Source organism: Pseudomonas neustonica, assembly GCF_003797945.1.
Lineage (GTDB): Bacteria > Pseudomonadota > Gammaproteobacteria > Pseudomonadales > Pseudomonadaceae > Halopseudomonas > Halopseudomonas neustonica.
Window position 1 is genome coordinate 14,570 of record NZ_RKKU01000011.1, and the last position, 26,996, is coordinate 41,565.

A 26,996-nucleotide genomic window follows, 5' to 3' on the forward strand; every position below is an offset into this window, starting at 1 on the left:
AGGCAAGGACAACAGCATCCAGCTGGGTCATACATTGATTCAAGAAGAGGCAGGCAATGAGTTCTGAAAATAAGGCAGTACAGATTGTTAGCGATTTTCTGGCCGCATCCATGGCGCCAGACCCCGTCAAGGCGGCTACCTATATGAGTAGCGATGTGCGCATCACCTTTACCGGAGGTCGGGTCATGCCGTCGGCGACTGAAATCACCGCATTCAATGCCGCGCGCTATAACTGGGTTAAGAAAGAACTGGGCCAGTTTGACTGGACCGAGCATGCCGATCACACCGTGGTGTACTCCAACGGCACGCTCTACGGCGAATGGCCCGATGGCAGCAGCTTCAGCGGTAACCGCTATCTGGACCGATTTGAGGTGCGAGACGGCAAGATCACGCGTATGGATGTCTGGAATGACAGCGCCGAGTGGATTCTCGCGCCCGAGGTCGCCAAACCCTAACGCTGCGGCGCGCTGAGCGGTTGCGGCACATGCTCGGGCAGATCACCAAAGGCGCTGGGCGTAACGCCCAGGTGTTTGCGGAAAGCGGCAATAAAGGCCGAGGTGGAATCGTAACCGCAGGCCAGCGCCACATCGGTTACCCGCTCTCCCTGTTGCAGTAGGGGCAGGGCGCTGAGCAGTCGTAGGCGCTGGCGCCAAGCGCGGAAAGTGAGGCCGGTGTGCTGCTGGAACAGGCGCGTCAGGGTTTTTTCCGACAGTGCCAGTTGGCTGGCCCAGTCGCCTAACCTGTGCGGTAGATCAGGTGTCTCATACAGCGCCTCGCATAGAGGTTGCAGGCGTGGATCTGCCGGCCAGGGCAGATAAAGCCCGGACTCTGCGGCTGCCTGCAACTGGTCCAGCAGCACCGCAACCAGGCGCCCGTCGGCGCTGTGCTCGTCGTACTCGGCGGGTAGGCCGCCAAATTGACTGATCAGTTCGCGGGTCAGCGGGTTAATCTCCAGCACCTTGCAATGGCTGGCTGCCCAAGGGATGACGCTGCGGTCGATATACAGACTGCGCATTTCGGTTGCTGGTGAGCTGATGACCGCGTGCGGTAAATCAGGCGGCACCAGAATCGCCCGTTGCGGTGGTGCGAGAAAACGCCCGCGCTGGGTATGCACCGAAAGCACCCCGCGAATTGCGTAGGATAATTGCGCCCAGGGATGGCTATGCCACTCCGTTGCGGCGCTGCGCTGCAGTGACTCTACGCGGGCATAGAGCGGCCTCGGCAAGCTACCTAAGGCAGGTACCGCACGATGGATTGGCAGGCTTTGTCCGTTTCTCGACATTGTGTGGTCAGATCGCGTTAGTCGGTCGTGTTGGTACACAGTAAACTTCCGCCTTGTGCAGTGGCAAGCCCCATCATAAAAAGAGAGTTGATTATGGCCAGACCCCGTTTTCTCCCCGACAACATGACCCTTTGTCTGATCGCAGTGGTCATCGCTGCGAGCCTGTTTCCGGTCAGCGGCCAGGCAGCTGTGGCTTTTGATGGGCTAACCAATGCGGCCATTGCGCTGCTGTTCTTTATGCATGGTGCCAAGCTGTCGCGCCAGGCGATCATTGCTGGTATGGGCCATTGGCGCCTGCATTTGCTGGTGTTTGGCTGCACCTTCCTGTTGTTTCCGTTACTCGGGCTGGGCCTCAAACCGGTGTTGCTACCGCTGGTAGGCGATGAGCTCTATCTGGGTATCCTGTTTCTCTGCGCCTTGCCGGCCACCGTGCAATCGGCCATCGCCTTCACTTCGCTGGCGCGCGGTAACGTTGCCGCTGCCGTCTGCAGCGCAGCCACTTCCAGCCTGCTGGGCATCTTTGTGACTCCCTTGCTGGTGCTGTTGATGATTGGTGCCCAGGCTGGCGAATCCAATACGCTGGATGCCATCGGCAAGATCGTGGTGCAGTTGCTGCTGCCCTTTATTGCCGGTCAGATCGCCCGTCGCTGGATCGGCGAATGGGTTACCCGTAACAAGGTCTGGCTCAAGTCGGTGGACCAGGGCTCCATTTTGTTGGTGGTATTCGGTGCCTTTAGCCACGCAGTAGTGGAGGGGATCTGGCAGCAGGTGCCACTGATACAGTTGGCTGGACTGGTGGTGGCCTGCTGTCTGCTGCTGGCGCTGGTGCTGTTTATCGTCAGCTTTCTGGCCCGCCGCGCCGGGTTCAACACCGAGGACCGCATCACCATCCTGTTCGCTGGCTCGAAAAAGAGCCTGGCGACTGGCGTGCCCATGGCCCAGGTGTTATTTGCGGGTGGTGCCATTGGTGCACTGATTCTGCCGCTGATGCTGTTTCACCAGATTCAGTTGATGGTCTGTGCGGTATTAGCCGAGCGCTATGCCCGGCGACCTGAGGTAGAAGCGCCTGCTGCTGAGGTTTCAAGCTCAAAGCTATAAGTGGCAAGCCGCAAGCCGCAAGTCTCAAGCTAGAAGCTAGAAGCGTACACCCGTGCCCAGATATCAGATTTGGGCTTTGGGTAATGTGCCAAACTCTCAGCTTCCAGCTTCCAGCCCCAAACCAAGGGCTATAATTTTTGCTTGCAGCTTGCAGCTTGCAGCTTGCAGCTTGCAGCTTCCGGCTGAGCGCTGCGCTCAGCTCACCACCCGATAACAGGGCACATAGTCAGCGCCGCCCGGCAACTTCATCCGGTACTGACTGACGAACGCTTGCAGCAGGCGGTCAAGCGGCTGCATTACCGCGGCATCGCCATGAATTTCGTATGGCCCATGCTGCTCGATGCGTCGAATCCCCTTGTCCTTTACGTTGCCGGCGACGATGCCGGAAAAGGCGCGGCGCAGGTTGGCGGCCAATTCGTGTGGTGGCAGGTCACGGCTTAGTTGCAGGCTGGCCATGTTTTCGTGGGTTGGGTCGAAGGGGCGTTGAAAGCTTTCCTCAATACGCAGTAGCCAGTTGAAGTGGAAGGCGTCGTTGCGTTCGCGGCGGAAGGCTTCTACATCACGTAAACCTCGGGTCATTTGCCGCGCTACTTCCGCCGGGTCGTCGATGATCACCTGATAATGCTGCTGCGCGTCCTCACCCAGGGTCGCGCCGACAAACTCGTGCAGCTGCTGCAGGTAGGCCTTGGCACTGGTCGGGCCGGTGAGAATAACCGGGAAAGGCAGCTCTTTATTGGCCGGGTGCATCAAGATGCCGAGCAGATAGAGAAACTCCTCGGCCGTGCCGGCGCCACCGGGAAAGATGATGATGCCGTGGCCCACACGTACGAAGGCCTCCAGGCGCTTCTCTATGTCCGGCAGAATAACCAGTTCGTTGACGATCGGATTGGGCGCTTCGGCGGCAATAATGCCCGGTTCAGTCAGGCCCAGATAACGACCTTCCAGAATCCGCTGTTTGGCGTGGGCTATGGTGGCGCCCTTCATTGGGCCCTTCATCACGCCCGGTCCACAGCCGGTGCAGATATCCAGGCTACGCAGGCCCAGCTCGTGGCCGACCTTCTTGGTGTACTTGTACTCTTCAGTGCTGATCGAATGGCCGCCCCAGCACACCACCATTTTGGGCTCTACGGCCGGGCGCAGCGTGCGTGCGTTGCGCAGTAAGTGGAACACGTAGTCAGTGATGCCCTCAGAACTGCTTAGATCGATGCGCTGGCTTTCCTGCTCGCTCTCGGTAAAGACGATGTCGCGCAGCGCGCTGAACAGCATTTCGCGGGTGCTGGCAATCATCTGGCCGTCGACGAAGGCATCTGCTGGTGCGTTTAGCAGCTCCAGGCGCACGCCGCGATCCTGCTGATGGATGCGCACCTCAAAATCGGCATAGGCCTCAAGAATGGTCTTGGCGTTATCGATGTGTGCGCCGGTGTTAAGAATCGCCAGCGCGCACTGGCGAAACAGGCGGTAGGTGCTGCCGGAGCCGGCGGCGCTGAGTTGCTGTACTTCCCGTTGCGAGAGCGTTTCCAGGCTGCCCTTGGGGCTGACGGACGCGTTGATTACCTTTTTTGCTGGCATTCGGTTTTCCTGATGCGAAATAAGGTCGAGATAAATACTCGGTGCTGGCTGCATTCTCCCCGCGATGCGCCGCACAACGCAAACCCTACGCGTATACAGCTCTTCCAGGTAAGCAGTGTATTTTGAGTGCTCGCGGCAAGACATAAATAGAAATAATTTAATTTGAGGGGCAACGTTGCGTTACCTTGGGGGTCCTATTGTTGTTCAACAAGGCTTTCGCACTGATTGAGGCCTTTAGTCAGGAAACAATCAAAATAGCGGGCTAATAACCGCTAAAAGGATGATTTATGTCCAACCGTGATGTATCCCGGCGCTCATTCCTGCAGGGTGGGCTGGTGGCCGGGGTGACCGTGTCGCTGGTGCCGCTCGCCAACAAGGCTTTCGCCGCCTTGAAAGAAAAGAGCGTCACCATGCCCTCTGAGCAGTGGCTTGGCAGTAACGGCAAGGCGCGCTCGCGCAATGATGCCCTGTCCAAGGTTTGCGGTGGCAAAGTATTTGCCCGTGATATTCGCGCCAAGGATATGCCCGGCTGGCCCGAGCAGCAGGGGCACGCCATGCTACTGAAAATAACCAAGGCCGATCACATCTACGCCGGTATGGATCTCAGTTGGCTCGGTACCGAGCTGCAGCCAGATCGGATCGTGACGGCAGAAGATTTGGCTAACGACGGCATCGCTTTCCCGCAGGCCCACGGGCCTGATCCCTTGTTGCCGGTTGGCCAGGTGCCGATGTTTATTGGTCATCCGGTTGCCATGCTGATCTGGAATGACTTTGAGCGCTTCCGTCAGGCCAAGGTCAAGCTCCAGTTCAATGACAAAGCTATTCGTTATGGCGCCAAGGCTCCGCTTTATCAAACCGACCCCTACGGCAGTTTCCGCTACGTGCGTGTCGGCGGTGCGACCTCGGCTGATGAAGACGAGTTTGCCAGTCTCAAGGATTCGATCCTCTTTCCGATGCTACGCAACCGCCGCCCGGTATGGGATTCCCAGCCCGACCTGCACGGTGATCTTACCGAGAGGGGGCTGTATTACGCTGACCGCATGAAACAGCAGATGGATAGCCCGCCAGACAACTGGCTGGTATTTGATGAGCGCTATAAAACGCCGTCCATTGAGCCCGCTGCCCTGGAGCCGGATAACGGCAACGGTTGGTACGACGCAGCAAGCAAGACGCTGCATTTTGTGGTGGCGACCCAATGCCCGCTGGAAGCGGCAACCGAAACCGCAAAAATGATCGCGCCATCTAAATTTGCGCTGGATAACCTGAAAATGCATCCGGGTTACACCGTCGGTTATGGCTCCAAAGACCACAATATTTTCGTTTACTACGCGGCACTGGCAGCACTTTATGGCGGAGGTGTCCCCGTGCGCCTGGCCAACGACCGGTATGAGCAGTTCCAGAGTGGCATCAAGCGGCATCCGTTCGACATTCGCTATCAATTGGCGGTCGATAAGACGGATAACAGCTTCAAGATTTTCCGCGCCGAGATGAGCGTTGATGGTGGTGGCCGCGCGAACTACAGTTCCTCGGTAGCAGCGGTTGGCGCTACCGCAGCCCAGTCTATTTACTACATGCCGCAGAACGACTTACAGGTAACGGCCTATCATTCGCGCGCGGTGGAAGCCGGGTCGATGCGCGGCTACGGCACGCTGCAGAGCATGGCCTCTACCGAGATGATGGTGGATGAAATCGCCGACCGACTGGGCATTGATGCAATCGATCTGCGCAAGAAAAACGCCATGGTGTCGGGTATGAAGAATACCCAGGGGGCCATACCTGCTGGCGCCATACGACTGCACGAGATTCTGGATAAAGCCGCAACCCATGAGGTGTGGAAGAACCGCCATGCGCTCAAGCAGCAGCGCGAAGCGCAGGATCCGGATCACTGGCACGGCGTGGGCTTCGCCATCTGCCAAAAGGACTTTGGCACCGGCTCAGAAGCGCCGATGGCTAGCGTTGAGTTCAATGCCGACGGGCACATTAGCCTGCGCCATATCGGCATAGAAATCGGCACGGGCATGTCGACTTCGCAGGCGCTGATCGTGTCTGACTTTCTGGGTAGCCCCGCGAGTGAGGTGAAGACCGGCGAAACCGAGTGGGATGAGCTGCAGCTCACCACCGGCGGCGATCCTTACACCATGAGTCAGGCCGAGCAGAATGACTACCTGCGCGATCCGCGCTGGGTGGGCAAACTGGGATCGGCATCGTCGGCGAGTAACTCCGCCTACTATTTCAGTCATGCTACGCGGGAAGCTGCACGCATCGTTTTCAATCACGGTCTGTGGCCAGCCGCCTTGCACATCTGGAGTCAAGGCCCGTACGGCGGGCAAGCCAACCCCTACGTAGTGCGCCGTGAAGACGCCAACTGGGTCGATGGTCAGCTCACCGCCAACGGTATGCAGCCACTGAGCTTTGCGCAGTTGGCCAAGCACGCCCATGACATGGGGCTAGTCACCGGTGCAACCGTGCACGGCTTTAATCGCTGGAGCTGGGCCGAGTCCGAGTTTGATATTGGCAAGACACGCGTGCGGCTGCCACTTGATGGTCTGGCCGTCAAATACGGGGACGGCGCTGCGAGTGACAGAAAGGCGCAAATGAACAGCGCTGGTTTTCACTTGCTCGATCGTAAAACCGTGCATTACCCCGATGTGCAGTTGAACAACGCTGCCGTGACTTATTACAGCCCGGTAGCCACCCTGGTGGAGTTGAAAGTTAACAAGGGCTCCGGCGAAGTGCAGGTGCTCAACCATCATTCCTGGATCGAGTGCGGTCGGGTGTTGGTCGAGGAGTTGGTGAAGGGCCAGCTCGAAGGTGGGGTGGCAATGGGTATTGGTCACGCGCTGATGGAAGAAATGCCCTTGTATGAAGGCGGGCCAGGGGAGGGCAACTGGAACTTCAATCGTTACCGTCTGCCAAGGGCACGCGACGTAGCGGTGTGGAAACAAACCTCGGAAATCCTGCCGCCGTTGTCGCGCAGTGATCCAGCCAAGGGCATTGCCGAAGTGGTGATGATCCCTGTAGTGGGCGCGATCGGTAATGCTGTTGCTCACGCTATAGGTAAACGCGTTCGCGACTTGCCTCTCACTTCTGCGCGCATCAAGGAGGCCCTCAATGGCTAGTCGTTCCCTGCAACTGACGTTAAACGGTAAGTCAGTCGACCCGGCGGACATCCCCGATGATCTGCTGATGATCGATTACCTGCACGAATACAAGAATCTGACCGGCTCCCGGCTGGGCTGCGGTCAGGGTATTTGCCACGCCTGTGTGGTTATCGTCGACAATCCCGACGGTACCAGTGAGGAGGTACGTACCTGCATTACGGGTGCGCATTACTTCGCCGGTAAGCGCGTGCGCACCATCGAGGGCCACGCCATACGCGATGAAGAGGGCAAGGTCAGCCAGCTCAACCCGATTCAGCAGCGCTTCGTTGATGAGTTCGCCTTTCAGTGCAGTTATTGCGCGCCTGGCTTTGTGAATGCGGCGACGGTGCTGGTAGAAAAGCTGCAGCGCCAGCCGGTTGCGAAAAGCCAGCTGGAGAAAGTCGTGGAGGACAGCCTGGGTCATCACATCTGCCGTTGTACCGGCTATGTGCGTTACTTCAGCGCGACCCGCAACGTACTGACCGAACTCGGTCTGGTCAGGGAGGGTTAAGTATGAAGCACCCACTTTTGCGTACGGCCATGGCGGTCGGCCTGGCAGCCTCCGGCGTGTTCGCCCATGCAGAGACTCAGGTAGAGCGCGGCGAATATCTTACCCGTGCTGCCGATTGCATGGCGTGCCACACGGCTAAAGGCGGTGCGCCCTATGCGGGCGGGCTGCCGATCGACTCGCCGTTCGGCACCATCTATGGCACCAACATCACGCCGAGCAAAGACCACGGTATTGGCCTGTATAACGACGACGAGTTTTTCGCCGCGTTGAACGAGGGCATAAGGCGCGATGGCGCCAACCTCTATCCGGCCATGCCTTATACCTCCTACCACCGCGTGACGCGGGAAGACTCCGACGCCATTCACGCTTATCTGAAAACCGTTGAGCCCATCGAGCGTGCGGCGCCGGAAACCAGCCTGGGTTTTCCGTTTAACGTCCGCATGGGGATTACCGCCTGGAACCTGCTCTACGGAGATGGTGTGCCGCTGGAGTCTGCGGAAGGTAAAAGTGAGGCCTGGCAGCGCGGCCAGTATCTGGTTGATGTGCTCGGACACTGTGGCGAGTGCCATACGCCGCGCGGCATGACCGGCGCGATGCAGCCGGATAAACGCATGATGGGCGCGGTGCTTGGCGGCTATCTAGCACCTAGCCTGTTAGCCAATGATTTGGCGGAACGCGGTTGGAATCAGGACGATCTGAGTTCGTTTCTCAAGCTGGGTATGAGCGACCAGGGCGCCATGTTTAATGAAATGTACCCGGTGTTTCACAACAGTACCCAGTATCTTGCCGACCCTGATCTGAACGCGATTGCCACCTTTCTACTCGGCGAGCAGCCGCCTGAAGCCAAGGTACTAACCGAGGTGGCGCTGGATGAACTCAGCACCAGCGCACAGCGTGGTCGCCAGCAATACCTCAATGTGTGCGCCGGCTGCCATGCCGTGAGTGGCGAGGGTAAGCCGCATATCGCCGTCGCCATGCGCGGTAATACCACCCTGCGTCTGGATGATCCGCGCAATCTGCTGCGGGTAATCGAGGATGGCATCGACGAGCAGCAGTTCACGGGCTTTGAGCGTATGCAGCCCATGCCCGGCTTTGCTGACAAACTGGACCAGCAAGAGCTGACAGACCTGCTCAATTATCTGCGGCAGACCTGGGGCGGGACAGACAGTGATCTGGCGTTGGCTGATGTGCAGGCGTTACAGCAAGAGGCTGGCTCTGAATAGTCCGCAGCCCTGCGCGTTATAAAACCGGCACGGGGTGCCGCAACGCTTTAGGGTGTTTGTTAAGTAGAGGTCTTGCCGGTGGCTTGAGCGCGGGCAAGACCTCTAACGCGTATCCGTTCTATCCGCTCCGCGCTCACGCCCCGCACGCGAGAAAATCTGCTGTCAGGTGGGACTCAAAAGCAGGGCCCGCTCCCTCCGAAAACACGTCTATATGTGCCGCCAATATGGGCACCGCAATGCGTCTTCTCTTATTTCCAAATAGAATATAAGAATAAATAAACAGTATTTATTAGAATAACCATTCTGTGGCTATGATGTGCCGGTCGACACATGGTGTGTCGCCACGGGACTGCAGGAGCCAGCCATGACCGCAACCAACAAACTCAACGCGGGGGCAGACGATCCACAGGTTATCGCCCTTATTACCGATGCGCTGCGCAGCATTCAATTTGGTGCGCTGGAAATAACCTTGCATAACGGCCAGGTAGTGCAAATCGAACGCAAGGAAAAGGTTCGTTTTCAGCCGCCCGCCAGATCGTCCTGACCACCCGATTACGGGATCAACAGACTTTAACCAACACCGTTTTTCCACCGACTGGACCGCCAGAGGTAGCTGACGAATTTCACCTCAGGAGCACCTTATGTACCAGTCAACCGCTCGCTACCTCCTCTCTGCGCATCAGCTCTGCCGAATGTGTTTGCCAATACACATGATCGCGGCACGACCCCTTACTGATACACGCTAAATAGAGAGAGAAAGCACCATGAAGATTTCCCTGCGCCACACCCTGATCGGTGGCTTGGCCACGCTGTTTGTTGCCTCGGCTTCCGCCGCCGAGATTGAGCTGCTTAACGTATCCTACGATCCGACTCGCGAGTTTTATCGTGAGTACAACGCTGCCTTCAGCAAGCACTGGAGCGAGCTGAAGGGCGATGAGGTGAGAGTTCGCCAATCCCATGGTGGGTCCGGTTCCCAGGCGCGGTCGGTGATCGATGGCCTGGATGCTGATGTAGTGACCCTGGCGTTGGCCTATGACGTGGATGCGTTGCGTCAGCAGGCAGACCTGATTCCGGAAAACTGGCAAAGCCGCTTACCGGACAACAGCTCGCCCTACACCTCGACCATCGTTCTGCTGGTCCGCAAGGGCAACCCGAAAAACATCCGCGACTGGGATGACCTGGTCCGCGACGATGTGGAGGTTATCACCCCCAACCCCAAGACCTCCGGCGGCGCACGCTGGAACTACCTGGCTGCCTGGGGTTATGCGTTGAACAAGTTTGATGGCGATGAAGACAAGACCTACCAGTTCATCAGCAAGCTTTTCCAGAACGTGCCGGTGCTGGATTCGGGCGCTCGCGGTGCGACCAACACCTTTGTGCAGCGCGGTTTGGGTGATGTGTTCATCGCCTGGGAGAACGAAGCCTTCCTCTCGGTTGAACAGTTGGGTAAGGGGGAGTTCGAGATAGTGGTGCCTTCGGTGAGCATTTTGGCGGAGCCACCAGTGACCGTGGTCGACAAGAATGTGGATCGCAAGGGTACCCGCGAGGTAGCCGAAGCCTATCTTGGCTATCTCTACAGCGATGAAGCGCAGCGGCTGGCGGGCCAGCATTACTACCGCCCCTCCAATCCGGAGATTGGCAAGGAGTTTGCCGATAGCTTCCCGGATGTCGAGCTGTTCAGGATCGACGACGTGTTTGGCGGCTGGCAGAAAGCGCAGGACACCCACTTCAACGACGGCGGCAAGTTCGACAGCATCCTGGAAGAAATCTCCCGGCGCTGAACCGAACCAGCCTACCAACCCGGGCGCCAATCGCCCGGGATTCCGTTTGAGGTGATCTATGTCTGTGGCTAAAAAGCGTCGCGTTATACCCGGCTTCGGGTTGACCATGGGTTTTACGCTGTTCTATTTGAGTTTCATCTTTCTGATCCCAGTCGGCGGCCTGCTGCTTTACACCTCGATGATGAGCTGGGAGGACTTCTGGCGTGCGGTCAGCCATCCGCAGGTGGTCGCCTCATACAAATTATCGTTCGGCGCTGCATTGATAGGCGCCACCATCAACCTGGTGTTTGGCGCACTGGTCGCCTGGGTACTGGTGCGTTATCGCTTTCCGGGTAAAAAGCTGATTGATGCGCTGGTGGATCTGCCGTTTGCGCTGCCAACGGCGGTAGCTGGTATCGCGCTGGTGACGCTGTACGCCAGCTCCGGCTGGGTCGGGCAGTATCTGCAGATCGCCGGTATCAAGGTGGCCTACACCCAACTGGGTGTGGTGGTGGCGCTGACCTATATTGGCCTGCCCTTTGTCGTGCGCACGGTACAGCCGGTGCTGGAAGACCTGGAGGCAGAGCGCGAAGAAGCCTCTGCCAGCCTGGGTGCAAGCCGCTTTACCACCATCAGGCGGGTCATTCTGCCCTCGCTGCTACCGGCGTTGATGACCGGTTACGCGCTGGCCTTCGCGCGCGCGGTGGGCGAGTACGGCTCAGTGGTCTTCATCTCGGGCAACATGCCCTATCGCACCGAAATCACCCCTTTACTGATTGTCGCCAAAGCCGAGCAGTTTGATTACCACGGCGCTGCAGCGATCGGCACCGTCATGCTGCTGGCGGCGTTCGCGCTGCTGTTGCTGATTAACGGTCTGCAGTGGTGGACCTCAAGGCGGGGCGTATGAACAGGAGAATCCCATGACAACGACAACCGCAAGCGGTGTCTCCCAGCAGCACGAGGCCAACCCGGAATTGTCGGCGCGCTGGCGCAGGGCTACCGAAGAGCCGGTCTGGATACGCTGGACGCTGATAACCATAGCCTTGACCTTCCTTGGTCTCTTTCTGGTGCTGCCGCTATTGGTCGTACTGTACGGCGCATTCGAACAGGGGCTGGGAGTGTGGTTCGCCGCCATCAACGAGCCCGATGCATGGGCAGCTATTCGCCTGTCTTTGCTGGTGGTGGTGATAGTTGTGCCGATCAACGTGCTCTTTGGTGTGGCCGCAGCCTGGGCTATCGCCAAGCACGAGTTTCGCGGCAAGCCGATTTTGATCTCGCTGATCGACATGCCTTTTGCCATCTCACCCGTGGTGGTGGGGCTGATCTTCGTGATCCTGTTCGGCTCGCAAGGCTGGCTTGGACCTTGGCTGGCGGCCCATGACATCCGCATCATTTTTGCGGTGCCCGGCATCATCATCGTGATCGCTTTCGGCACCATGCCATTCATTGCCCGCGAGTTGATTCCACTGATGCAGCAACAGGGCAAGGAGGAAGAAGAGGCTTCGCTGACGCTGGGCGCCAATGGCTGGAAGACCTTCTGGTACGTGACGCTACCCAACATCAAGTGGGGGCTGATCTACGGCATCATCCTGTGCAACGCCCGCGCCCTCGGCGAGTTTGGCGCTGTGGCGGTGGTCTCCGGGCGGATTCGCGGTGAGACCAACACCATGCCGCTGCACATTGAGGTGCTCTATAACGAATACATGTTTACCGCCGCTTTTGCCGTGTCCTCATTACTGACCGGGCTGGCGCTGGTAACAATCGCAATCAAGAGTTTTGTCGAATGGCTGGATGAGCGCAGCCGCGAATCTACCGCCATCAGCCATGAAGGGGCAGTGTCATGAGTATCGAAATTGATCAGGTGAACAAGCGCTTCGGTGATTTCGTTGCCGTGGATAATGTCAGCCTCAGCTTGCATGACGGCGAGCTGACGGCGCTGCTGGGGCCGTCGGGCTCCGGCAAAACCACCTTGCTGCGGATTATCGCCGGGCTTGAACAGCCGGACTCGGGGCGTATTCGCTTCCAGGGCCAGGACACTACCGATCTGCACGTCAGTGATCGCGGCGTGGGTTTCGTATTCCAACATTACGCCCTGTTCAAACACATGAGCGTGTACGAAAACGTAGCCTACGGCCTGACCGTCAAGCCACGCAGCCAACGCCCGAGCAAGGCCGAGATCCGTAAGCGGGTGATGCATCTGCTGGAGATGGTGCAGCTGGACTGGACGGCCGATCGTTTGCCGTCGCAGTTGTCCGGTGGCCAGCGGCAGCGCATCGCCTTGGCGCGCGCCCTGGCGGTCGAACCTAAAGTGCTGTTGCTGGATGAACCCTTCGGCGCACTGGATGCCAAGGTGCGCGCTGAACTGCGTCGTTGGCTGCGGCGCTTGCACGACGAGATTCATGTGACCAGCGTGTTTGTGACCCACGATCAGGAAGAGGCCCTGGAAGTCTCCGACCGGGTGGTGGTGATGAACAAGGGCCGGGTCGAGCAGGATGGCAGCCCGGAGGATGTCTACGATCATCCGGCCAATCCCTTTGTGTATGGCTTTCTTGGTAATGTGAACTGCTTCAGTGCGCAGGTGCGCGATGGTGTGGCGAGTATCGGCCAGCTGCAGCTGGCAGCACCTGAGTTTGCCGGTCAGCAGCCCAGCAGAGCCACGGCCTATGTGCGGCCGCACGATATTGATGTGCTGACCAGCCAGCAGCGTGGCGCCCTGCACGCGCAGCTTGAACAGGTGTTGGTGGTAGGGCCGCAGGTACGGCTGGAGCTGCGCACCGCCGCCTCAGAGGCGGTAGTAAAGGTAGAGCTGCCGCGCTCGCGTTTTCGTGAGTTGGGATTACAGCAGGGCGCTGATGCCTGGCTGAAACCGCTGCATACGCGGGTATTTCTGAATGATGATCAGTTGGCGGATAACCGGGGTTAAGTCTGCCAGCCAACGTCTGAAAACCAAACGCCGCCCGCTGCATCAGCAGTGGGCGGCGTTTTGTCGTCTGCGGTGGTATTACTTATTAACTGCTCAGGGCGGCGGCAGATTAAGGCTGTCGGGCGTGATCAGGCCGTTGCGGCTGACCAGCAGGGCAAAGTGAATGACGTTTTCCAGCTCGCGGGTGTTGCCGGGCCAGCGATGGCGTTGCAAAGCGCTAACCGCGTCTTCGCTGATGGCGGGTAGCGGCAGCTCTAGACGCTCGGCGTACATGGCCAGAAAATACTCTGCTAACGGCAGGATATCGGCTGGGCGCTGGCGTAGCGGCGGCAGGGCAATGAAACCGGCATTCAGATACTCAAACAACTCGGCGCTAAAGGTGCCTGCCCAGACGGCGCGGGCCAGATCGATGCTGGTCGCGGCAATCAGGCGCACCGCTAACGGCGTTGGCTGTGTGGTGCCCACGCGGTGTATCTCGCCGGTTTGCAGCGTGGCCAGCAGCTGGTCTTGCAGGCAGCGTGGCAAGTCGGCGATTTCGTCCAGATAGAGTGTGCCGCCCGTGGCTGAACCGACCCAGCCGGTTCGCCCGGCCGCACTGGGGCGAGACTGCCCGGCGCTGTGGCCAAAGAGCTCGGCCTGCGCCTGCGCGCCGCCGAGGGCGCCGCAGTTGACGGCCACAAACAGGCCGGAGCGTTGGCTGGAGCGATGAATCTGCCGGGCCAGCAGTTCTTTGCCGGAGCCGGTTTCACCCTGAATCAGTATCGCCAACGAGGTGGGCGCCAAGGCTTCCAGCTCAGCGTGCAGACGCTGCGAGCGTGGGTCGATAAACACCAGCGCCTTGGCGCGAATGCTGATTGGGCTTCTGTCGGCGTCAGCGAAGGTCAGCAGCGCGCCTGGGGGCTGTAGCGGTCTCATAAGGCCTCTTTTAAGCCTGTTTCAGTGCCTGCTGTTCAATCTGCCGTTGCAGCTGGTACAGGTAGGCGAAGCCGGCTTCCCATTGGGTGAAGCCGGCGCTTGTATTGATGTGTCCTGCCTGCTCCAGCACCACAGCGCGGCTGCCCCATTGGTTGGCCAGGCACAAGGCCCGTTCTGCGCTCGCGGCAGGATCGTTGGTGGAGCCAATCAGCAGGCTGGGAAAGGGCAATACCGCATTGGGGATGGGGGCAAAATTCTGCAATGCCGGCGCGCAGTTGGCGCGTTCGACATCGGCGGGCGCCACCAGCAGGGCGCCCTTGATACGGCTGAGTAGCGCCGGGCTGGCCTGCGCCGCCCAGTGCGCCAGGGTAATGCAGCCCAGGCTATGGGCAATCAGGATGGTCGGCGCTGGATCGGCAGCGATCTGCTGCTCAAGCTGCGCGACCCAGTCTGCCCGCAGTGGCCATTGCCAGTCGTGCTGTTCTACCCGCTGGGCGTTGGGCAGCAACTGCTGCCAGTGGCTTTGCCAATGCTGCGGGCCGGAGCCTTGCCAGCCGGGCAGGATTAGATACCGAGTGAGTGCAGTGGTCATGCGGGAGTCCTCCGGTTGGCCGGTTACAACAGGGCGATGTTGTAGCTGAGAATCACCCGGGTTTCGTCGATGTCACGCTGCCCGGCAACACTGCTGCGCAGGCTGGCATTGCGCAGCGAGAGGCCGAGGTTTTTCAGTGGGCCTGTCTGCACGCTGTAGTCCAGGCGCAGGTCGCGTTCCCATTCGCTGTCGTTGCTGGCGCTGGCAGCATCCACATCGTTGCCGCTCAGGTAGGTGACGGTAGCTTTCAATCCGGGTGCTCCAACCTGTGCAAAGTCGTAGGCATAGCGAGCCAGTGCGGTGCGCTCACCGGCCCGCTGAAATTTGCCGATCTGCGAGTCGGTGATCAGGTAGGCGCTGGAACCATCGCCGTTATTGACGAACGGGAAGTCGCTGTCGCCACTCAGGTGCTGGTAGCCCAGACCCAGGTTGTGGCCGCCGAGCGCATAGCTGAACAAAGCGCTGTAGGCGCGGTTGTCTACCTTGCCCTGATTATCGAAGCCTCTGGCGGCGTAACCGGCTTTGCCATCGGCGTTGGCACCCTCGGCATTGCTGTCAAAGAAGCGAAGGTCGCTGGAGACTTTGCCCGCACCCAGCGCGAAGCTGTGGCGTGTACCCAGAAAATGTTGGCGGTAGTAATCCTGCAGCTCGGCAAAGTAGTAGCTCAGGGTCAGATTATCATTCAGCGCATAGTCGCCACCGGCAAAGCGGAACTGATCAACGCGTTCCTGGCCACCGGCGATGCGTAGCGCTTCATAGTCGCTGGAGGCACGACCACTGGCCCGGTCGATTTGCCCGAGGTTGAATGTCAGGCCGGATACATCGGTTGAGGTCAGTTGGCCGCCGCGAAAGGTTTGCGGCAGCAGGCGACCATCGTTGGCTGAGAGAATGGGCAGAGCAGGGCGCAGGGCGCCATAGCGCAGCTCGGTTTTAGCTAGGCGCGCTTTGGCGGTCAGATCTACCCGACCAAAGTTGCTTGTTGCACTGTTGTCGCTTTCCAACGGAAACAGCGTGCCGGGGTTGCGATTGCGGCCAGCCTTGTTGGTGCGGCCGCCGGAATCCAGGCGCAGGCCAAACTGGCCCAGCGCGTCGACCCCAAAACCTACGGTGCCAGCAGTAAAACCGGAGCGTAGATCCAGCAGAAAGCCCTGGCCCCATTCCTCGGTTTTGGACGGCGCGGCGCTGCCGCTGCGGTTGTCCTGATTGATGTAGAAATTGCGTAGCGCCAGGTTGGCGCTGGCGTCATCGATAAAATCGGTTTGTGCGGCTGCCGCGGAAACCTGAAAGGCCAGCCCGGTGGCGACTGCGCCGGCAAGATATTTGGATCGCATGGAAATACTCCAGATGACTTTAGTGAGTGCTCGCAGCTGGGCTCTGCGTTGTCGCGTGGCTTGGCTGACCAATATGAATGTTGGGTGACACGGAGGTTACTCTAAGGCTGCCTTGTGCGAACTCAAAATAATATAAATCTATTTTTATAGTTCTTTTTGGAATATAGATGGCGGGGTTGTTGCGTGCTACTGCACCGCCTCAGTGCAGCTTGGGTGGGCAGCGCTGGTACCGATATAGACAGTCACAGCGGTTTACAGACTGCATCGCTCAAGCCTGCTCGGTCATTGCCTGGCCCCTGCTGCCAGTCGTGTTCAGTACGGTACGGTGTTTGCTTGGTTCTGCGCTGGCCTGGGATTTTCTTGGCGTAACCGGGCTGCGCAACCCTTTCTCGTCTCGCTGGTTAATCCCGACCGATAAGAGCCATTCACCCTAAGGAGTAGAGTTACATGAGCAAGCCGTTGGTCAAATGGGCGCTTAATCCCGCGCGCAGTGCCGTGATTGTGGTTGATATGCAGAGAGTGTTTTGTGAGCCTGATGGCGCCTTGTACGTCAAACATACCGCCAGCATTATTGAACCGATTCAGGCGCTGACCGCCGCGGCTCGAAGCGCTGGCCTGCCTGTGGTCTATCTGCGTCATATCGTGCGCGGCGACGGCTCGGATACCGGGCGCATGCGTGACCTTTACCCTAATGTCGATCAGATCCTCGCACGCGGCGATCCCTATGTTGACGTTATCGAAGCGCTCCAGCCGCAACCGGGTGATATCACTATTGATAAGCTGTTCTACAGCGGCTTTCACAATACCGACCTGGATACCGTGCTGCGGGCGCGTGACGTGGACACCATCATCGTCTGTGGCACCGTCACCAACGTTTGCTGTGAAACCACCATTCGTGATGGCGTGCATCGCGAATACAAGGTGATTGCGCTAAGCGACGCCAATGCCGCGATGGACTACCCCGACCTGGGCTTTGGCCCGGTCTCCGCTGAGGAGGTTCAGCGCACCTCGCTCACCACCATCGCCTACGAGTTTGGTGAGGTCACCACTACGGCGGATGTGATTGGTCGCATAGAGCAGGGCTGAGTGTTGCCTGTTCAGTGAGCGCAAGTTTTTTGGGTCGCCGGGGCTCAGGCGTCCAGTCGGTCCGGTTCTTCCAGAAACGGCAGCTGGGCTGCGTCTTCCAGTTCGTCGTCCGGATGGTTTGCCAGGCTGGCGCTGACGGCGAGGAAAAAACCGATCAGCGTCACTAAGGCGACTATTTCAGAGATCAGCATGGTATGAGCTCCTGTGTTGTCAGTGGGCGGTTGCCAGGGCGCCAGTCTGTGCCTCGAGCTGGCGTGCCGCGCGTACAGTGCGCCAGGTATTCCAGGCCATGCACAGCATGCCCGTGAGAAAGAAGGCGCCGCCAATGACTCGTACTACGTAACCCGGATGGCTGGCCTCCAGCGCTTCGACAAACGAGTAGGTCGGCGTACCGTCGACATTCACTGCGCGCCACATCAGGCCCTGGGTAATGCCGTTGACCCACATGGCGACGATGTATAACACCGTGCCGATGGTCGCCAGCCAGAAGTGCAGGTTGATCAACCCGGTGCTGTGCATTTTCTCCACCCCGAACACCTTGGGAATCAGGTGATACAGCGAGCCAAAGGTGATCATCGCGACCCAACCCAGAGCGCCTGCATGTACGTGGCCAATGGTCCAGTCAGTATAGTGCGACAGCGCGTTCACGGTTTTGATCGCCATCATCGGTCCTTCAAAGGTGGACATGCCGTAGAAGGCCAGGGCAACCACCAGGAAACGCAGGATCGGATCGGTGCGCAACTGATGCCACGAGCCGGATAGCGTCATCATGCCGTTGATCATGCCGCCCCAGCTGGGCGCCAACAGAATCAGCGACATCACCATGCCGAGCGATTGCGCCCAGTCTGGCAGGGCGGTGTAGTGCAGGTGGTGAGGGCCGGCCCAGATGTACAGGGTGATCAGCGCCCAAAAGTGCACGATGGATAGGCGGTAGGAGTAAACCGGCCGGTTCACCTGCTTGGGTACAAAGTAATACATCATGCCGAGAAAGCCGGTGGTCAGGAAAAAGCCCACCGCGTTGTGCCCGTACCACCACTGCACCATGGCATCGGTCGCGCCGGCATAGACCGGGTAGGACTTGAACCAGCTGATCGGGATCGAGGCGTGGTTAACAATATGCAGCACGGCGATAACCAGAATGAAGGCACCGAAGAACCAGTTGCCAACATAAATATGACGGGTCTTGCGGCGCATTACTGTGCCGAAAAACACCACCGCGTAGGCCACCCAAACGATGGCCATCACCACCGCGCCGGTGAACTCGATCTCGGCATATTCTTTGGTCGTGGTCAGACCCTGTGGCAGCGTGACCAGCATGATGATGATCACTGCCTGCCAGCCCCAGAAGGTAAAGGCCGTTAGGCGCGGCGCAATCAGCGGCGTTTGGCAGGTACGCTGCACCGCATAGTAGCTGGCGGCGAACTGTGCGCTCCCGGCAAAGCCGAAAATTACCAGGCTGGTATGCAGCGGGCGCAGGCGGCCAAAGCTGGTCCAGGGCAGATCAAAGTTCAGGGCTGGCCAAACCAGCTGCGAAGCGACCAATAGCCCGACAGACATACCTACCACGCCCCACACGACCGTCATGATGGCGAACTGGCGTACCACCCGGTAGTTATAGGGCTGCACAGCACCTGTGTTTTGCATCTTGAAAACCTTTCTGACAGTGACTGCGGCCGTAGCCGCAAAAGTAGCAGCACTGTAGAAAAGATAAGCAAAGCAAAACAGACTCAGAAGTTAAGCCATAATGCAGATCAGATGGCGTTCCCCTGAGTGCTCTACCCCGTGGTCAGGTGGCGGGCAATACCGCGTTTTAGCGGTATCAGCTGCTGCGCCGCGCGCAGCGCCGCGCCGCGCAGCAAACGCATAGGCAGACGATCGTTGGTGTAGCATTCAACCAGCAGGTTGGTGGCCTGGTACAGCGGCCAGGTCGCCATTCGTTGTTGCCGCTCATAACGTGCCAGTAGGGCGTGCGCGCCGATATCGCGGTGGCGTTGATGGGCTTCTCTGAGCAAGTGACTCAAGCGCTGTACGCTGGACAGGCCGAAGTTGAAACCGTGTGCCGTGACTGGATGCATACCCACGGCGGCGTCGCCAATGAGCGCACTGCGATGCGCTACGAGGTGGCGAGCGTAGGCGCCGACCAATGGGTAAACATGGCGGCCACTGGCAAGTTCCATGCTGCCCAGCCGACCGCAGAAGCGCGCTTCCATTTCGCGGGCGAAGGCCAGCGGGTCCATCTCGTGTAGTTTCTCGATCTCGCGTGGCGGCAGGGTGACGACCACAGAGGACTGGCGACCATTTAGCGGCAGCAGAGCTAACGTTTGGCCGTAGCCAAACCACTCCCAGGCAACCTGCTGATGGTCGACCTCGTGGTTCATGCGGCAGACCATCATGCTCTTGCCAAAATCTTTCATCTGGGCGCCAATGCCGAGCAGACGACGGGTGTCTGAAAAGCGGCTGTCGGCGGCGACCAGAAGACGGGCTTCGAGTTGGGTGCCGTCGCTCAGCGCCAGCTCAACGCCGCCGTTGTGCTGGCGCAGCTGACGTAAACGGGTCTCGCATAGCAGCTGCACGCCGCCGACCGCCTGCACGCTTTGCCAGGCGGCCTGGCGAATCGCTCGATTGGCCACCAGGTGTCCCAGATGATCGGCGCCGGCGTACCCGGCCTGAATTTGCAAAGCAAAGGGTGACGGTCCATTGAGCACCTGTGCGTCGCGCAGCAGGGCAACGTCCTCCTGTGGCAAGCGTGACCAGATATCGAGTTCTTCGAGTATGGCGCGCGAGGTATGGGTAAGGGCAATCTCGCGACCATCGAACACCGGATCGGCCAGGCTACTCTCTTTCTGGCGTTCGATCAGTACGATTGAAAGTCCTGTTTCGGCCAGTGCCCGCGCCAGGCAAAGTCCGCTTGGTCCGGCACCGATGATGGCAATATCGCAGTTCATGCGCAGCGTCTCTCCAGAGGTGAAAGGCCTCCAGTCTGAACGTGCTTGTGGCATCGAATATTGCGCTGGGTCAGTGTGCGGTCTGAGGCGGCTGCGGTCGGGTGTCGCAGCCGGAAGGAGGTCAGAAGGACGCGATGATGCGGCCCAGGGTAGCCATTGCCTGTTCGCTACGCGCGTCCCACGGATGACCGTGGTTCAGGCGGGCGCAGTGGCCGTAATGTCGGTTGGCCGAGAATATCGGACCTGGCGCCAGGCTGATGCCCTGGGCCAGGGCGTGTTGGAATAGCTGTAACGAGTCAACCCGGGTGGGAAACTCGAACCAGAGAAAGTAGCCGCCATTGGGACGGGTGACTCGGGTATCGGCCGGAAAGTGGCGCGCGGCAGAGGCGAGCATCGCGCGCTGTTGGCTTTCCAGCGCATGGCGCAGCTTGCGCAGGTGGCGATCGTAGCCGCCGTGTTGCAGGTAGTCGGCCAGTGCCGCCTGGGCGGGCACCGAGGGCGAGATGGTGGTCATCAGTTTGAGGCGGCTGATTTGCTCGGCAAAGCGCCCGGCAGCCACCCAGCCAACCCGATAGCCGGGGGCCAGGCACTTGGAGAAGGAACCGCAGTGCATCACCAAACCCTCGGTATCAAAGCTCTTGACCGGCTTGGGCGGCTGGCTGCCGTAGTACAGCTCGGCATAGACGTCGTCTTCGATCATCGGCACCTGATGCTGCTTGAGCAGGGCGTAGAGCGCCTGCTTTTTCTCATCGCTCATGCTGGCGCCCAGCGGGTTCTGCAAACTGCTCATGAACCAGCAGGCCTTGATCGGGAAGCGCTGCAGGCTGTCTGCCAGGCTGTCCAGATCAATCCCTTCGCGCGGGTGGACCGGAATTTCCACCGCCTTGAGCTTAAGCCGTTCCAGTACCTGCAGGGTGGCGTAAAACGCGGGGGTTTCGATGGCGACGAGGTCGCCGGGCTGGGTCACCGTCTGCAGGCAGAGGTTGAGTGCTTCCATGGCGCCGGTGGTGATCACCAGCTCTTCCAGCGGCAGCATCATGCCGCTGACCATATAGCGTAGGGCAATCTGTCGGCGCAGATCGGGATTGCCGGCCGTCATATCGGCAATCACCGAATGTGGCTGCATATCACGTGCACTGTTGGCCAGTGAGCGTGACAGGCGTGCCAGCGGAAACAGGTTGGGACTGGGGAAGGCCGAGCCGAACGCGACCATATCCGGGTCTTTGAGCGAGCTCAATACCGAGAACACCAGCTCGCTGACATCTACCTCCACGCTGTCGGAGGCGTACTGGCCGATATCCGGCTCGTGCAGCTGGCGGCGGGCGAGGGCATGCACAAAGTAACCGGAACGCGGGCGCGCCTGAATCAAGCCACGGTCTTCCAGCAGGTAGTAGGCCTGGAACACGGTAGAGGGGCTGACCCCATAGGTGCGGCTGGCATGCCGCACCGAGGGGACTTTTTCACCTGGGGCAATCACCCCGGTACGGATCAGTTCGGCGATCTCGTCGGCGAATTTCTCGTAGCGTTTCATCCTGTCCTGTGCGGGTTTAGAGGCATGCACATACTTTACGCCATCGGTAGTGGCCATGCGACGCTCAGCGCGCCGCAGGCGAAACGAAGGTCGATGCATCGCTGACCTGGCTGTCGGTATCCTGCAGATCCTTGACCACAAACTGCAGGGGCTGACTACCGGCGCGGCCGTCGGGCTGCTGGCGGCTGACGCGCACTGGCACTACCGCCGTTTCACCACCGGCGATGGTCACCTCGCCCAGGCCTTGGGCCTTGAAGCGATCGGGCTCGCCCAGATCGATAATGTAGGAGCGGCTTTGCTGACTCTTGTTGATGACCTTCAGGGTGTAGAGGTTTTCAATTTCGCCGGCGCTATTCTGGCGGAAAATGCTCCGGTCACGACTCACGTCCAAGTCAATCAGCGGGCGGGTCTGGATGCCCCAGGCCAGGCTACCCACCATCGCCAGCAGCACGGCGGCATACCCGACCAAGCGAGGGCGTAGCCAGTGTGTAGGCTTGCCTTCCAGCGCGCGCTCGGAGGTATAGCGGATCAGTCCGCGCGGATAGTCCATCTGGTCCATCACGCTGTTGCAGGCGTCGATACAGGCGCCGCAGCTGATGCAGTCGAGTTGCAGGCCGTCGCGGATATCAATTCCGGTAGGGCACACCTGGACGCAAACGGTACAGTCAATGCAGTCACCCAGGCCCGCAGCGGTATGGTCGATGGACTTCTTGCGTGGTCCGCGGGATTCGCCACGGGCGCTGTCGTAGGTGACGACCAGAGTGTACTCGTCGAACATGACGCTCTGAAAGCGGGAGTAGGGGCACATGTGCAGGCAGACTTTCTCACGCAGCCAACCTGCGTTGAAGTAAGTGGCAGCGGTGAAAAAGAACAGCCAGAAGGCGGTGCTGGTGCCCAGTTGCAAGTGCAGCATGTCGCTGACCAGTTCGCGCACCGGGGTGAAATAACCGACAAAGGCAATCGCAGTGGCCAAGCTGACGGCCAGCCAGATACCGTGTTTGGCGCCGCGCCGCGCCAGTTTGTTGAGTGACCAAGGGGCGGCGTCGAGGCGAACGCGCTGATGCCGCTCACCCTCGGTTACCTTCTCGGCCCACATGAAAATCCAGGTCCAGACGCTTTGCGGGCAGGTATAGCCGCACCACACGCGTCCTGCAAAGACGGTGATGAAGAACAGACCGAAAGCGGCAATCATCAGGATCGCCGACAGCAGGATGAAATCCTGTGGCCAGAAGGTCGCACCAAAGATAAAGAACTGCTTGGCGTTCAGATCCCAGAGCACCGCTTGATGGCCATTCCAGTTCAGCCAGGCGGTGCCGAAGAACAAGAGTATGAGCGCGCCGGCGCCGCTCAGGCGCAGGTTGCGAAACAACCCCTTGAAGCTGCGGGTATGGATGGGGTCGCCGGTCTGCGCGGGCGGCACGAAGGTGATCGGCTGCTTGTTTTTGGCAGTCACGTCTTTAATCGGAATCTGGCTGGTCATGGCAATCACGGCTCTTGGTTATCAGGCTCGGAGCATGATGCGCGGTCAGCTGATCCGGTAACAGATTCAGAATGTACTTAAAAAAGCGGATCAGATGAGGTCGTCCGGCGCTGTTCAGGGCTATCTGCTACTGCTTCTCGTTAGCGCCAGACGCCTGCGGGGCGGCGATCTGATCCGCTTTTTTTGGCTGGATCTGGGTCTGGTTGGTAAGCGCCTGGCTGCGCATAGTGGTGATCTGATCCGAGCTGCCCGTTGCCAGCGCCTTATTGGCGGCGCGTGCAGCCCACCCGAGAGGTTTGCATGTACCACTATGATGAATATGACCGCGCGCTGGTAACCGAGCGCGTAGCCCAGTTTCGCGATCAGGTTGCGCGGCGTCTGAGCGGTGAACTGAGCGAAGAAGAGTTTTTGCCGCTGCGCCTGCAGAACGGCCTGTATCTGCAGCGCCATGCCTACATGCTGCGGGTGGCGATCCCCTACGGCACGTTGTCGGCAAACCAGCTGCGTACTTTGGCTAGTATCGCCCGCGACTTTGATCGCGGGTACGGTCACTTCACCACCCGGCAGAATATCCAGTACAACTGGATTGAGCTGGAGCGGGTGCCGGATATTCTCGAACGCCTGGCGCAGGTCGATATGCATGCCATCCAGACATCGGGCAATTGTGTGCGCAACATCAGCACCGACGCCTTTGCGGGCGTGGCGGCAGATGAGGTGCTCGACCCGCGCCCGCTCGCCGAGATTCTGCGGCAGTGGTCGACCGTCAATCCGGAGTTTCTCTACTTGCCGCGCAAATTCAAGATTGCGCTGTGCTCGGCCACTGAAGACCGGGCGGCGGTCATGATGCACGACATCGGTCTGTATCTTTACCGCGATACGAACGGCGAGATGCTGTTTGACGTCATGGTTGGCGGCGGGCTGGGGCGTACGCCCATCCTGTCGCAGCCGATCCGTCGCGCGCTGCCCTGGCGCCATCTGCTGTCGTACGTCGAGGCGGTATTGCGGGTGTACAACCGGCATGGCCGACGCGACAACAAATACAAGGCGCGGATCAAGATTCTGGTTAAGGCGCTGGGGATCGAGGCCTTCGCTAGTGAGGTCGATGCCGAGTGGGAGCATATCAAGGACGGGCTGGCCGAGCTGACCGAAGCCGAGTTCAGTCGGGTAGCGGCCAACTTTGTGCCGCCAGCCTATCTGCCGCAGCCGGCTACTGACCTCGGGTATGGCACCGCGCTGGCGCAAGATGCCCAGTTTACCCGCTGGGTGCAACGCAATACCCACGCCCACAAGGTGCCGGGTTATGTGTCCGTCACGTTGTCGACCAAACCCGGTGGCGATATCCCGCCCGGCGATGTCACCGCTGAGCAGATGGAGCAGGTCGCGGATTTGGCGGAGCGCTTTGGCTTTGGTGAAGTTCGCGTGGCGCATGAGCAGAATCTGGTGCTGCCGGATATTGCCAAGGCCGATCTTTACTGCTTCTGGCAGGCCGTCTGTGATGCTGGCTTGGCGACGGCCAACATCGGACTGCTGACCGATGTGATTGCCTGCCCCGGCGGCGACTATTGCTCACTGGCCAATGCCAAATCCATTCCGGTAGCGCAAGCGATCCAGCATCGCTTTGCCGATCAGACGCTGCTGCAGGATTTGGGCGAGATCAGCCTGAATATCTCCGGCTGCATGAACGCCTGCGGGCATCACCATATTGGCAATATCGGCATTCTCGGCGTCGATAAGAATGGTAGCGAGTGGTATCAGTTCACCATTGGCGGTGCACAGGGCAAACAGAGTGCGCTGGGCAAGGTGATTGGTCCGGCGTTCAGCGCCGCCGAGGTACCGGATGTGATTGCGCATCTGGCTGATGTTTATCGCGAACAGCGCATCGAGAGCGAGCGCTTTGTTGATACCGTCGCTCGCGTAGGGCTGGAGCCGTTCAAGGCGCGGGTCTATCAGCGTGAGGAGGCGAGCGCATGAATAACCTGATACGCCTGGGTGGTGAGGGTGCCAAGTTGGTCGACGCTGACCCCTGGATGCTGGCGCTAACGCTGCCCGAGGACTCGACTGCACTGCTGATCCTATCGCTCAGCGACTGGCTGGCGCGTCAGCCTGAGGCCGTTTTGCGGGCAGAGCAGATCAGCGCCGATGCGGTTTGTCTGCAGCCGGATGATGAAGCAGAACAACTGGAGCCCTATCTTGCCGTGCTGCCGTTGATCGCGGTGCACTTTCCCACGTTCCGCGATGGTCGCGGCTACAGCCAGGCCTACCTGTTGCGTACCCGGTTGGGGTGGCAGGGTGAGCTGCGGGCGGTGGGTGACGTGTTGCGCGATCAGCTCAGCCATATGCGCCAGTGTGGCTTTGATGCCTTTGCGGTGCGTGAAGACAAGTCGGCTGAGGATGCCCTCAAGGGCTTGGCTGGCATGAGTGTGCTCTACGGCCGCTCCGCCATCGAGCCCCGCCCCTTGTTTCGACGCCGAGATACGTTGTGATCAAGGGCGTGCTGTTGCTGCTGGTGATGCAGGCCGGTGGCGCCTTGTTGCAGCAACTGTGTTTGCCGATGCTGCCAGGACCGGTGATCGGCCTGTTATTGCTGTTGGTGTTACTGCTGGTGCTCGGGCGCATTCCGCAGTGCCTGGAGCAGGCCAGCGCTGTGTTGTTCCAGTATTTGCCGCTACTGCTGGCTGTGCCGGCTACCGGCATTCTCCTGGGCGGTGATGTGTTGCTGGCGCAATTGCCAGCGATCAGCGGCGGGCTCCTGTTGTCGCTGCTGTTTTGCATCCCCTTGTGTGGCTGGATGATGCAGCGTTTGATAGCGGCGGAAACCGATGATGACTGATCCGTTGTTGCAGGTAATACACTCGCCGGTTATCGCGATAGCGCTGACCTTGGCGGCTTTTTTGTGTGCTGTCTGGCTATATCGTCGTAGCGGCTGGCTGGTATTGCAGCCGGTGCTGGTGACCATGCTGATTATTATCGGCGGAATCCGCCTGCTGGGGCTGGATTATCAGGCCTACCGGGAAGCCGTGGTGCCCATCTCCTGGTTGCTCGGCCCAGCGACGGTTGCGTTGGCGGTGCCGCTGTATCGTAACGTGCGGCGCATTCGTCAGGCGCTATGGCCGGTCATGCTGACGTTGCTGGTAGGTGGTGTCGCCATCGTGGCGTTGACGCTGCTGTTTGCACGCTGGCTGGGTGCTGACGTACCGGTACTGATGACGTTGGCGACCAAGTCGGTGACCATGCCGATAGCAATGCCGCTGGCCGAACAGTTGGGCGGCATCGCCGCCTTGGCTGCGGTGCTGGTGATGCTGACGGGCGTGGCTGGTACTGCCATGCTACCGCCGTTATTGAATCTCTGTGGCGTGCAGCACCCTGCTGCGCGCGGCATGGCGTACGGTATGAATGCCCATGCGGTGGGTACCGCCAGAGCGCTGGAGGAGGGTGATGAATGTGGTGCCTTTGCGGCGTTGGCGATGGGTGCGCTGGGGGCTTTGACGGCCGTGCTGCTGCCGTTGGCGTTTTTGCTTTGGCATCTGCTACTGGATTGAACGCGACGTGCTGTCGCACTGCGATAATAGCCAGGAACCAAAGGCGAACACTAGGCTCTACACCATAGAGC

General features: G+C 59.5%; 25 protein-coding genes. 15 read left to right on the forward strand and 10 right to left on the reverse strand.

The window, feature by feature from the left end; genetic code table 11:
• Window positions 1-56: 56 nt before the first annotated feature.
• Complete coding sequence (locus EF096_RS10325; protein ID WP_123889551.1) at window positions 57-455, forward strand: nuclear transport factor 2 family protein; 399 nt, start codon at window positions 57-59, stop codon at window positions 453-455.
• Here EF096_RS10325 and EF096_RS10330 read toward each other — a convergent pair.
• Window positions 452-1,282: an AraC family transcriptional regulator gene (locus tag EF096_RS10330; protein ID WP_123889552.1), complete on the reverse strand. Its 831-nt coding sequence runs from the start codon at window positions 1,280-1,282 to the stop codon at window positions 452-454. The two genes, EF096_RS10325 and EF096_RS10330, sit on opposite strands and share 4 nt — an antisense overlap.
• A 93-nt stretch (window positions 1,283-1,375) precedes the next feature.
• Between EF096_RS10330 and EF096_RS10335 the strand changes: the two genes are divergently transcribed.
• On the forward strand, window positions 1,376-2,380 hold the full coding sequence (locus tag EF096_RS10335) for a bile acid:sodium symporter family protein (protein WP_123889553.1): 1,005 nt from the start codon (window positions 1,376-1,378) through the stop codon (window positions 2,378-2,380).
• Window positions 2,381-2,575: 195 nt separating this feature from the next.
• On the opposite strand, the gene ppnN is transcribed toward EF096_RS10335, so the two are convergent.
• Window positions 2,576-3,949 carry a nucleotide 5'-monophosphate nucleosidase PpnN gene (ppnN, locus tag EF096_RS10340; RefSeq protein WP_123889554.1) on the reverse strand — a complete coding sequence of 458 codons (1,374 nt, stop codon included), beginning with the start codon at window positions 3,947-3,949 and terminating at the stop codon, window positions 2,576-2,578.
• Window positions 3,950-4,236: 287 nt separating this feature from the next.
• On the opposite strand from ppnN, the gene EF096_RS10345 reads away from it, so the two are divergent.
• The 8 genes from EF096_RS10345 to EF096_RS10380 all read left to right on the forward strand — a co-directional run bounded on the left by EF096_RS10345 (window position 4,237) and on the right by EF096_RS10380 (window position 13,506).
• Window positions 4,237-7,068 carry a xanthine dehydrogenase family protein molybdopterin-binding subunit gene (locus EF096_RS10345; RefSeq protein ID WP_123889555.1) on the forward strand — a complete coding sequence of 944 codons (2,832 nt, stop codon included), beginning with the start codon at window positions 4,237-4,239 and terminating at the stop codon, window positions 7,066-7,068.
• Window positions 7,061-7,600 (forward strand): (2Fe-2S)-binding protein, encoded by a 540-nt coding sequence (locus EF096_RS10350; protein WP_123889556.1) that lies wholly within the window; start codon window positions 7,061-7,063, stop codon window positions 7,598-7,600. Before EF096_RS10345 ends, EF096_RS10350 begins: the two co-directional genes overlap by 8 nt.
• Window positions 7,601-7,602: 2 nt before the next feature.
• Entirely contained in the window at window positions 7,603-8,823 is a 1,221-nt protein-coding gene (locus EF096_RS10355) for a cytochrome c (protein ID WP_123889557.1), read from the forward strand.
• A gap of 364 nt (window positions 8,824-9,187) precedes the next feature.
• Window positions 9,188-9,367 carry a DUF2292 domain-containing protein gene (locus EF096_RS10360; RefSeq protein WP_123889558.1) on the forward strand — a complete coding sequence of 60 codons (180 nt, stop codon included), beginning with the start codon at window positions 9,188-9,190 and terminating at the stop codon, window positions 9,365-9,367.
• Between the two features lie 226 nt (window positions 9,368-9,593).
• Window positions 9,594-10,604 carry a sulfate ABC transporter substrate-binding protein gene (locus EF096_RS10365; RefSeq protein ID WP_235869712.1) on the forward strand — a complete coding sequence of 337 codons (1,011 nt, stop codon included), beginning with the start codon at window positions 9,594-9,596 and terminating at the stop codon, window positions 10,602-10,604.
• A 58-nt stretch (window positions 10,605-10,662) separates the two neighbouring features.
• Window positions 10,663-11,490 carry a sulfate ABC transporter permease subunit CysT gene (cysT, locus tag EF096_RS10370; protein WP_123889560.1) on the forward strand — a complete coding sequence of 276 codons (828 nt, stop codon included), beginning with the start codon at window positions 10,663-10,665 and terminating at the stop codon, window positions 11,488-11,490.
• 13 nt (window positions 11,491-11,503) lie between these two features.
• The gene (gene cysW / locus EF096_RS10375) at window positions 11,504-12,427 is read left to right on the forward strand and encodes a sulfate ABC transporter permease subunit CysW (RefSeq protein WP_123889561.1); all 924 of its coding nucleotides are present in this window, start codon (window positions 11,504-11,506) and stop codon (window positions 12,425-12,427) included.
• Window positions 12,424-13,506 (forward strand): sulfate/molybdate ABC transporter ATP-binding protein, encoded by a 1,083-nt coding sequence (locus tag EF096_RS10380; protein WP_123889562.1) that lies wholly within the window; start codon window positions 12,424-12,426, stop codon window positions 13,504-13,506. Before cysW ends, EF096_RS10380 begins: the two co-directional genes overlap by 4 nt.
• A 93-nt stretch (window positions 13,507-13,599) precedes the next feature.
• On the opposite strand, the gene EF096_RS10385 is transcribed toward EF096_RS10380, so the two are convergent.
• From EF096_RS10385 to EF096_RS10395, 3 genes are read right to left on the reverse strand one after another with little or no spacing between them, the layout of a single operon-like run.
• On the reverse strand, window positions 13,600-14,421 hold the full coding sequence (locus tag EF096_RS10385) for a sigma 54-interacting transcriptional regulator (RefSeq protein ID WP_123889563.1): 822 nt from the start codon (window positions 14,419-14,421) through the stop codon (window positions 13,600-13,602).
• Between the two features lie 10 nt (window positions 14,422-14,431).
• Complete coding sequence (locus EF096_RS10390) at window positions 14,432-15,013, reverse strand: RBBP9/YdeN family alpha/beta hydrolase (RefSeq protein ID WP_123889564.1); 582 nt, start codon at window positions 15,011-15,013, stop codon at window positions 14,432-14,434.
• A gap of 23 nt (window positions 15,014-15,036) precedes the next feature.
• Complete coding sequence (locus EF096_RS10395; protein ID WP_123889565.1) at window positions 15,037-16,344, reverse strand: OprD family porin; 1,308 nt, start codon at window positions 16,342-16,344, stop codon at window positions 15,037-15,039.
• A 447-nt stretch (window positions 16,345-16,791) separates the two neighbouring features.
• Between EF096_RS10395 and EF096_RS10400 the strand changes: the two genes are divergently transcribed.
• Entirely contained in the window at window positions 16,792-17,430 is a 639-nt protein-coding gene (locus EF096_RS10400) for a cysteine hydrolase family protein (protein WP_123889566.1), read from the forward strand.
• A 44-nt stretch (window positions 17,431-17,474) separates the two neighbouring features.
• Here the strand turns inward: EF096_RS10400 and EF096_RS20285 are convergent, their stop codons facing one another.
• The 5 genes from EF096_RS20285 to ccoG form a co-directional block, all read right to left on the reverse strand.
• Window positions 17,475-17,621: a hypothetical protein gene (locus EF096_RS20285; RefSeq protein WP_158611262.1), complete on the reverse strand. Its 147-nt coding sequence runs from the start codon at window positions 17,619-17,621 to the stop codon at window positions 17,475-17,477.
• Between the two features lie 19 nt (window positions 17,622-17,640).
• A complete protein-coding gene (gene ccoN / locus EF096_RS10405) occupies window positions 17,641-19,074 on the reverse strand; it encodes a cytochrome-c oxidase, cbb3-type subunit I (RefSeq protein WP_123889567.1) in 1,434 nt (477 codons plus the stop codon).
• A gap of 131 nt (window positions 19,075-19,205) precedes the next feature.
• Complete coding sequence (gene ubiM / locus EF096_RS10410) at window positions 19,206-20,375, reverse strand: 5-demethoxyubiquinol-8 5-hydroxylase UbiM (RefSeq protein WP_123889568.1); 1,170 nt, start codon at window positions 20,373-20,375, stop codon at window positions 19,206-19,208.
• A gap of 121 nt (window positions 20,376-20,496) precedes the next feature.
• A complete protein-coding gene (mapR, locus tag EF096_RS10415) occupies window positions 20,497-21,906 on the reverse strand; it encodes a GntR family transcriptional regulator MpaR (RefSeq protein ID WP_123889623.1) in 1,410 nt (469 codons plus the stop codon).
• A gap of 64 nt (window positions 21,907-21,970) precedes the next feature.
• Entirely contained in the window at window positions 21,971-23,386 is a 1,416-nt protein-coding gene (ccoG, locus tag EF096_RS10420; RefSeq protein WP_123889569.1) for a cytochrome c oxidase accessory protein CcoG, read from the reverse strand.
• Window positions 23,387-23,686: 300 nt separating this feature from the next.
• On the opposite strand from ccoG, the gene EF096_RS10425 reads away from it, so the two are divergent.
• The 4 genes from EF096_RS10425 to EF096_RS10440 are packed head-to-tail and all read left to right on the forward strand — an operon-like array spanning window position 23,687 to window position 26,925.
• The gene (locus EF096_RS10425) at window positions 23,687-25,357 is read left to right on the forward strand and encodes a nitrite/sulfite reductase (protein ID WP_123889570.1); all 1,671 of its coding nucleotides are present in this window, start codon (window positions 23,687-23,689) and stop codon (window positions 25,355-25,357) included.
• The gene (locus EF096_RS10430; RefSeq protein WP_123889571.1) at window positions 25,354-25,869 is read left to right on the forward strand and encodes a DUF934 domain-containing protein; all 516 of its coding nucleotides are present in this window, start codon (window positions 25,354-25,356) and stop codon (window positions 25,867-25,869) included. Before EF096_RS10425 ends, EF096_RS10430 begins: the two co-directional genes overlap by 4 nt.
• Entirely contained in the window at window positions 25,866-26,216 is a 351-nt protein-coding gene (locus tag EF096_RS10435; protein ID WP_235869704.1) for a CidA/LrgA family protein, read from the forward strand. The genes EF096_RS10430 and EF096_RS10435 overlap by 4 nt, the downstream gene beginning before the upstream one ends.
• Window positions 26,209-26,925, forward strand: coding sequence for an LrgB family protein (locus tag EF096_RS10440; RefSeq protein WP_235869705.1), 717 nt, complete (start codon window positions 26,209-26,211; stop codon window positions 26,923-26,925). The genes EF096_RS10435 and EF096_RS10440 overlap by 8 nt, the downstream gene beginning before the upstream one ends.
• The last annotated feature ends 71 nt before the right edge of the window (window positions 26,926-26,996 follow it).

Bases quoted from the DNA above. Each gene is read 5' to 3' on its own strand.
- EF096_RS20285 (WP_158611262.1), bottom strand. From the start codon at position 17,621: ATGCTGATCTCTGAAATAGTCGCCTTAGTGACGCTGATCGGTTTTTTC.
- EF096_RS10330 (WP_123889552.1), bottom strand. From the start codon at position 1,282: ATGTCGAGAAACGGACAAAGCCTGCCAATCCATCGTGCGGTACCTGCC.
- ccoG (WP_123889569.1), bottom strand. From the start codon at position 23,386: ATGACCAGCCAGATTCCGATTAAAGACGTGACTGCCAAAAACAAGCAG.
- EF096_RS10430 (WP_123889571.1), top strand. From the start codon at position 25,354: ATGAATAACCTGATACGCCTGGGTGGTGAGGGTGCCAAGTTGGTCGAC.
- EF096_RS10360 (WP_123889558.1), top strand. From the start codon at position 9,188: ATGACCGCAACCAACAAACTCAACGCGGGGGCAGACGATCCACAGGTT.
- EF096_RS10380 (WP_123889562.1), top strand. From the start codon at position 12,424: ATGAGTATCGAAATTGATCAGGTGAACAAGCGCTTCGGTGATTTCGTT.
- mapR (WP_123889623.1), bottom strand. From the start codon at position 21,906: ATGAAACGCTACGAGAAATTCGCCGACGAGATCGCCGAACTGATCCGT.
- EF096_RS10355 (WP_123889557.1), top strand. From the start codon at position 7,603: ATGAAGCACCCACTTTTGCGTACGGCCATGGCGGTCGGCCTGGCAGCC.
- EF096_RS10390 (WP_123889564.1), bottom strand. From the start codon at position 15,013: ATGACCACTGCACTCACTCGGTATCTAATCCTGCCCGGCTGGCAAGGC.
- EF096_RS10400 (WP_123889566.1), top strand. From the start codon at position 16,792: ATGAGCAAGCCGTTGGTCAAATGGGCGCTTAATCCCGCGCGCAGTGCC.
- EF096_RS10395 (WP_123889565.1), bottom strand. From the start codon at position 16,344: ATGCGATCCAAATATCTTGCCGGCGCAGTCGCCACCGGGCTGGCCTTT.
- ppnN (WP_123889554.1), bottom strand. From the start codon at position 3,949: ATGCCAGCAAAAAAGGTAATCAACGCGTCCGTCAGCCCCAAGGGCAGC.
- EF096_RS10350 (WP_123889556.1), top strand. From the start codon at position 7,061: ATGGCTAGTCGTTCCCTGCAACTGACGTTAAACGGTAAGTCAGTCGAC.
- EF096_RS10345 (WP_123889555.1), top strand. From the start codon at position 4,237: ATGTCCAACCGTGATGTATCCCGGCGCTCATTCCTGCAGGGTGGGCTG.
- EF096_RS10385 (WP_123889563.1), bottom strand. From the start codon at position 14,421: ATGAGACCGCTACAGCCCCCAGGCGCGCTGCTGACCTTCGCTGACGCC.
- cysT (WP_123889560.1), top strand. From the start codon at position 10,663: ATGTCTGTGGCTAAAAAGCGTCGCGTTATACCCGGCTTCGGGTTGACC.
- ubiM (WP_123889568.1), bottom strand. From the start codon at position 20,375: ATGAACTGCGATATTGCCATCATCGGTGCCGGACCAAGCGGACTTTGC.
- EF096_RS10335 (WP_123889553.1), top strand. From the start codon at position 1,376: ATGGCCAGACCCCGTTTTCTCCCCGACAACATGACCCTTTGTCTGATC.
- EF096_RS10425 (WP_123889570.1), top strand. From the start codon at position 23,687: ATGTACCACTATGATGAATATGACCGCGCGCTGGTAACCGAGCGCGTA.
- ccoN (WP_123889567.1), bottom strand. From the start codon at position 19,074: ATGCAAAACACAGGTGCTGTGCAGCCCTATAACTACCGGGTGGTACGC.
- cysW (WP_123889561.1), top strand. From the start codon at position 11,504: ATGACAACGACAACCGCAAGCGGTGTCTCCCAGCAGCACGAGGCCAAC.
- EF096_RS10325 (WP_123889551.1), top strand. From the start codon at position 57: ATGAGTTCTGAAAATAAGGCAGTACAGATTGTTAGCGATTTTCTGGCC.
- EF096_RS10440 (WP_235869705.1), top strand. From the start codon at position 26,209: ATGACTGATCCGTTGTTGCAGGTAATACACTCGCCGGTTATCGCGATA.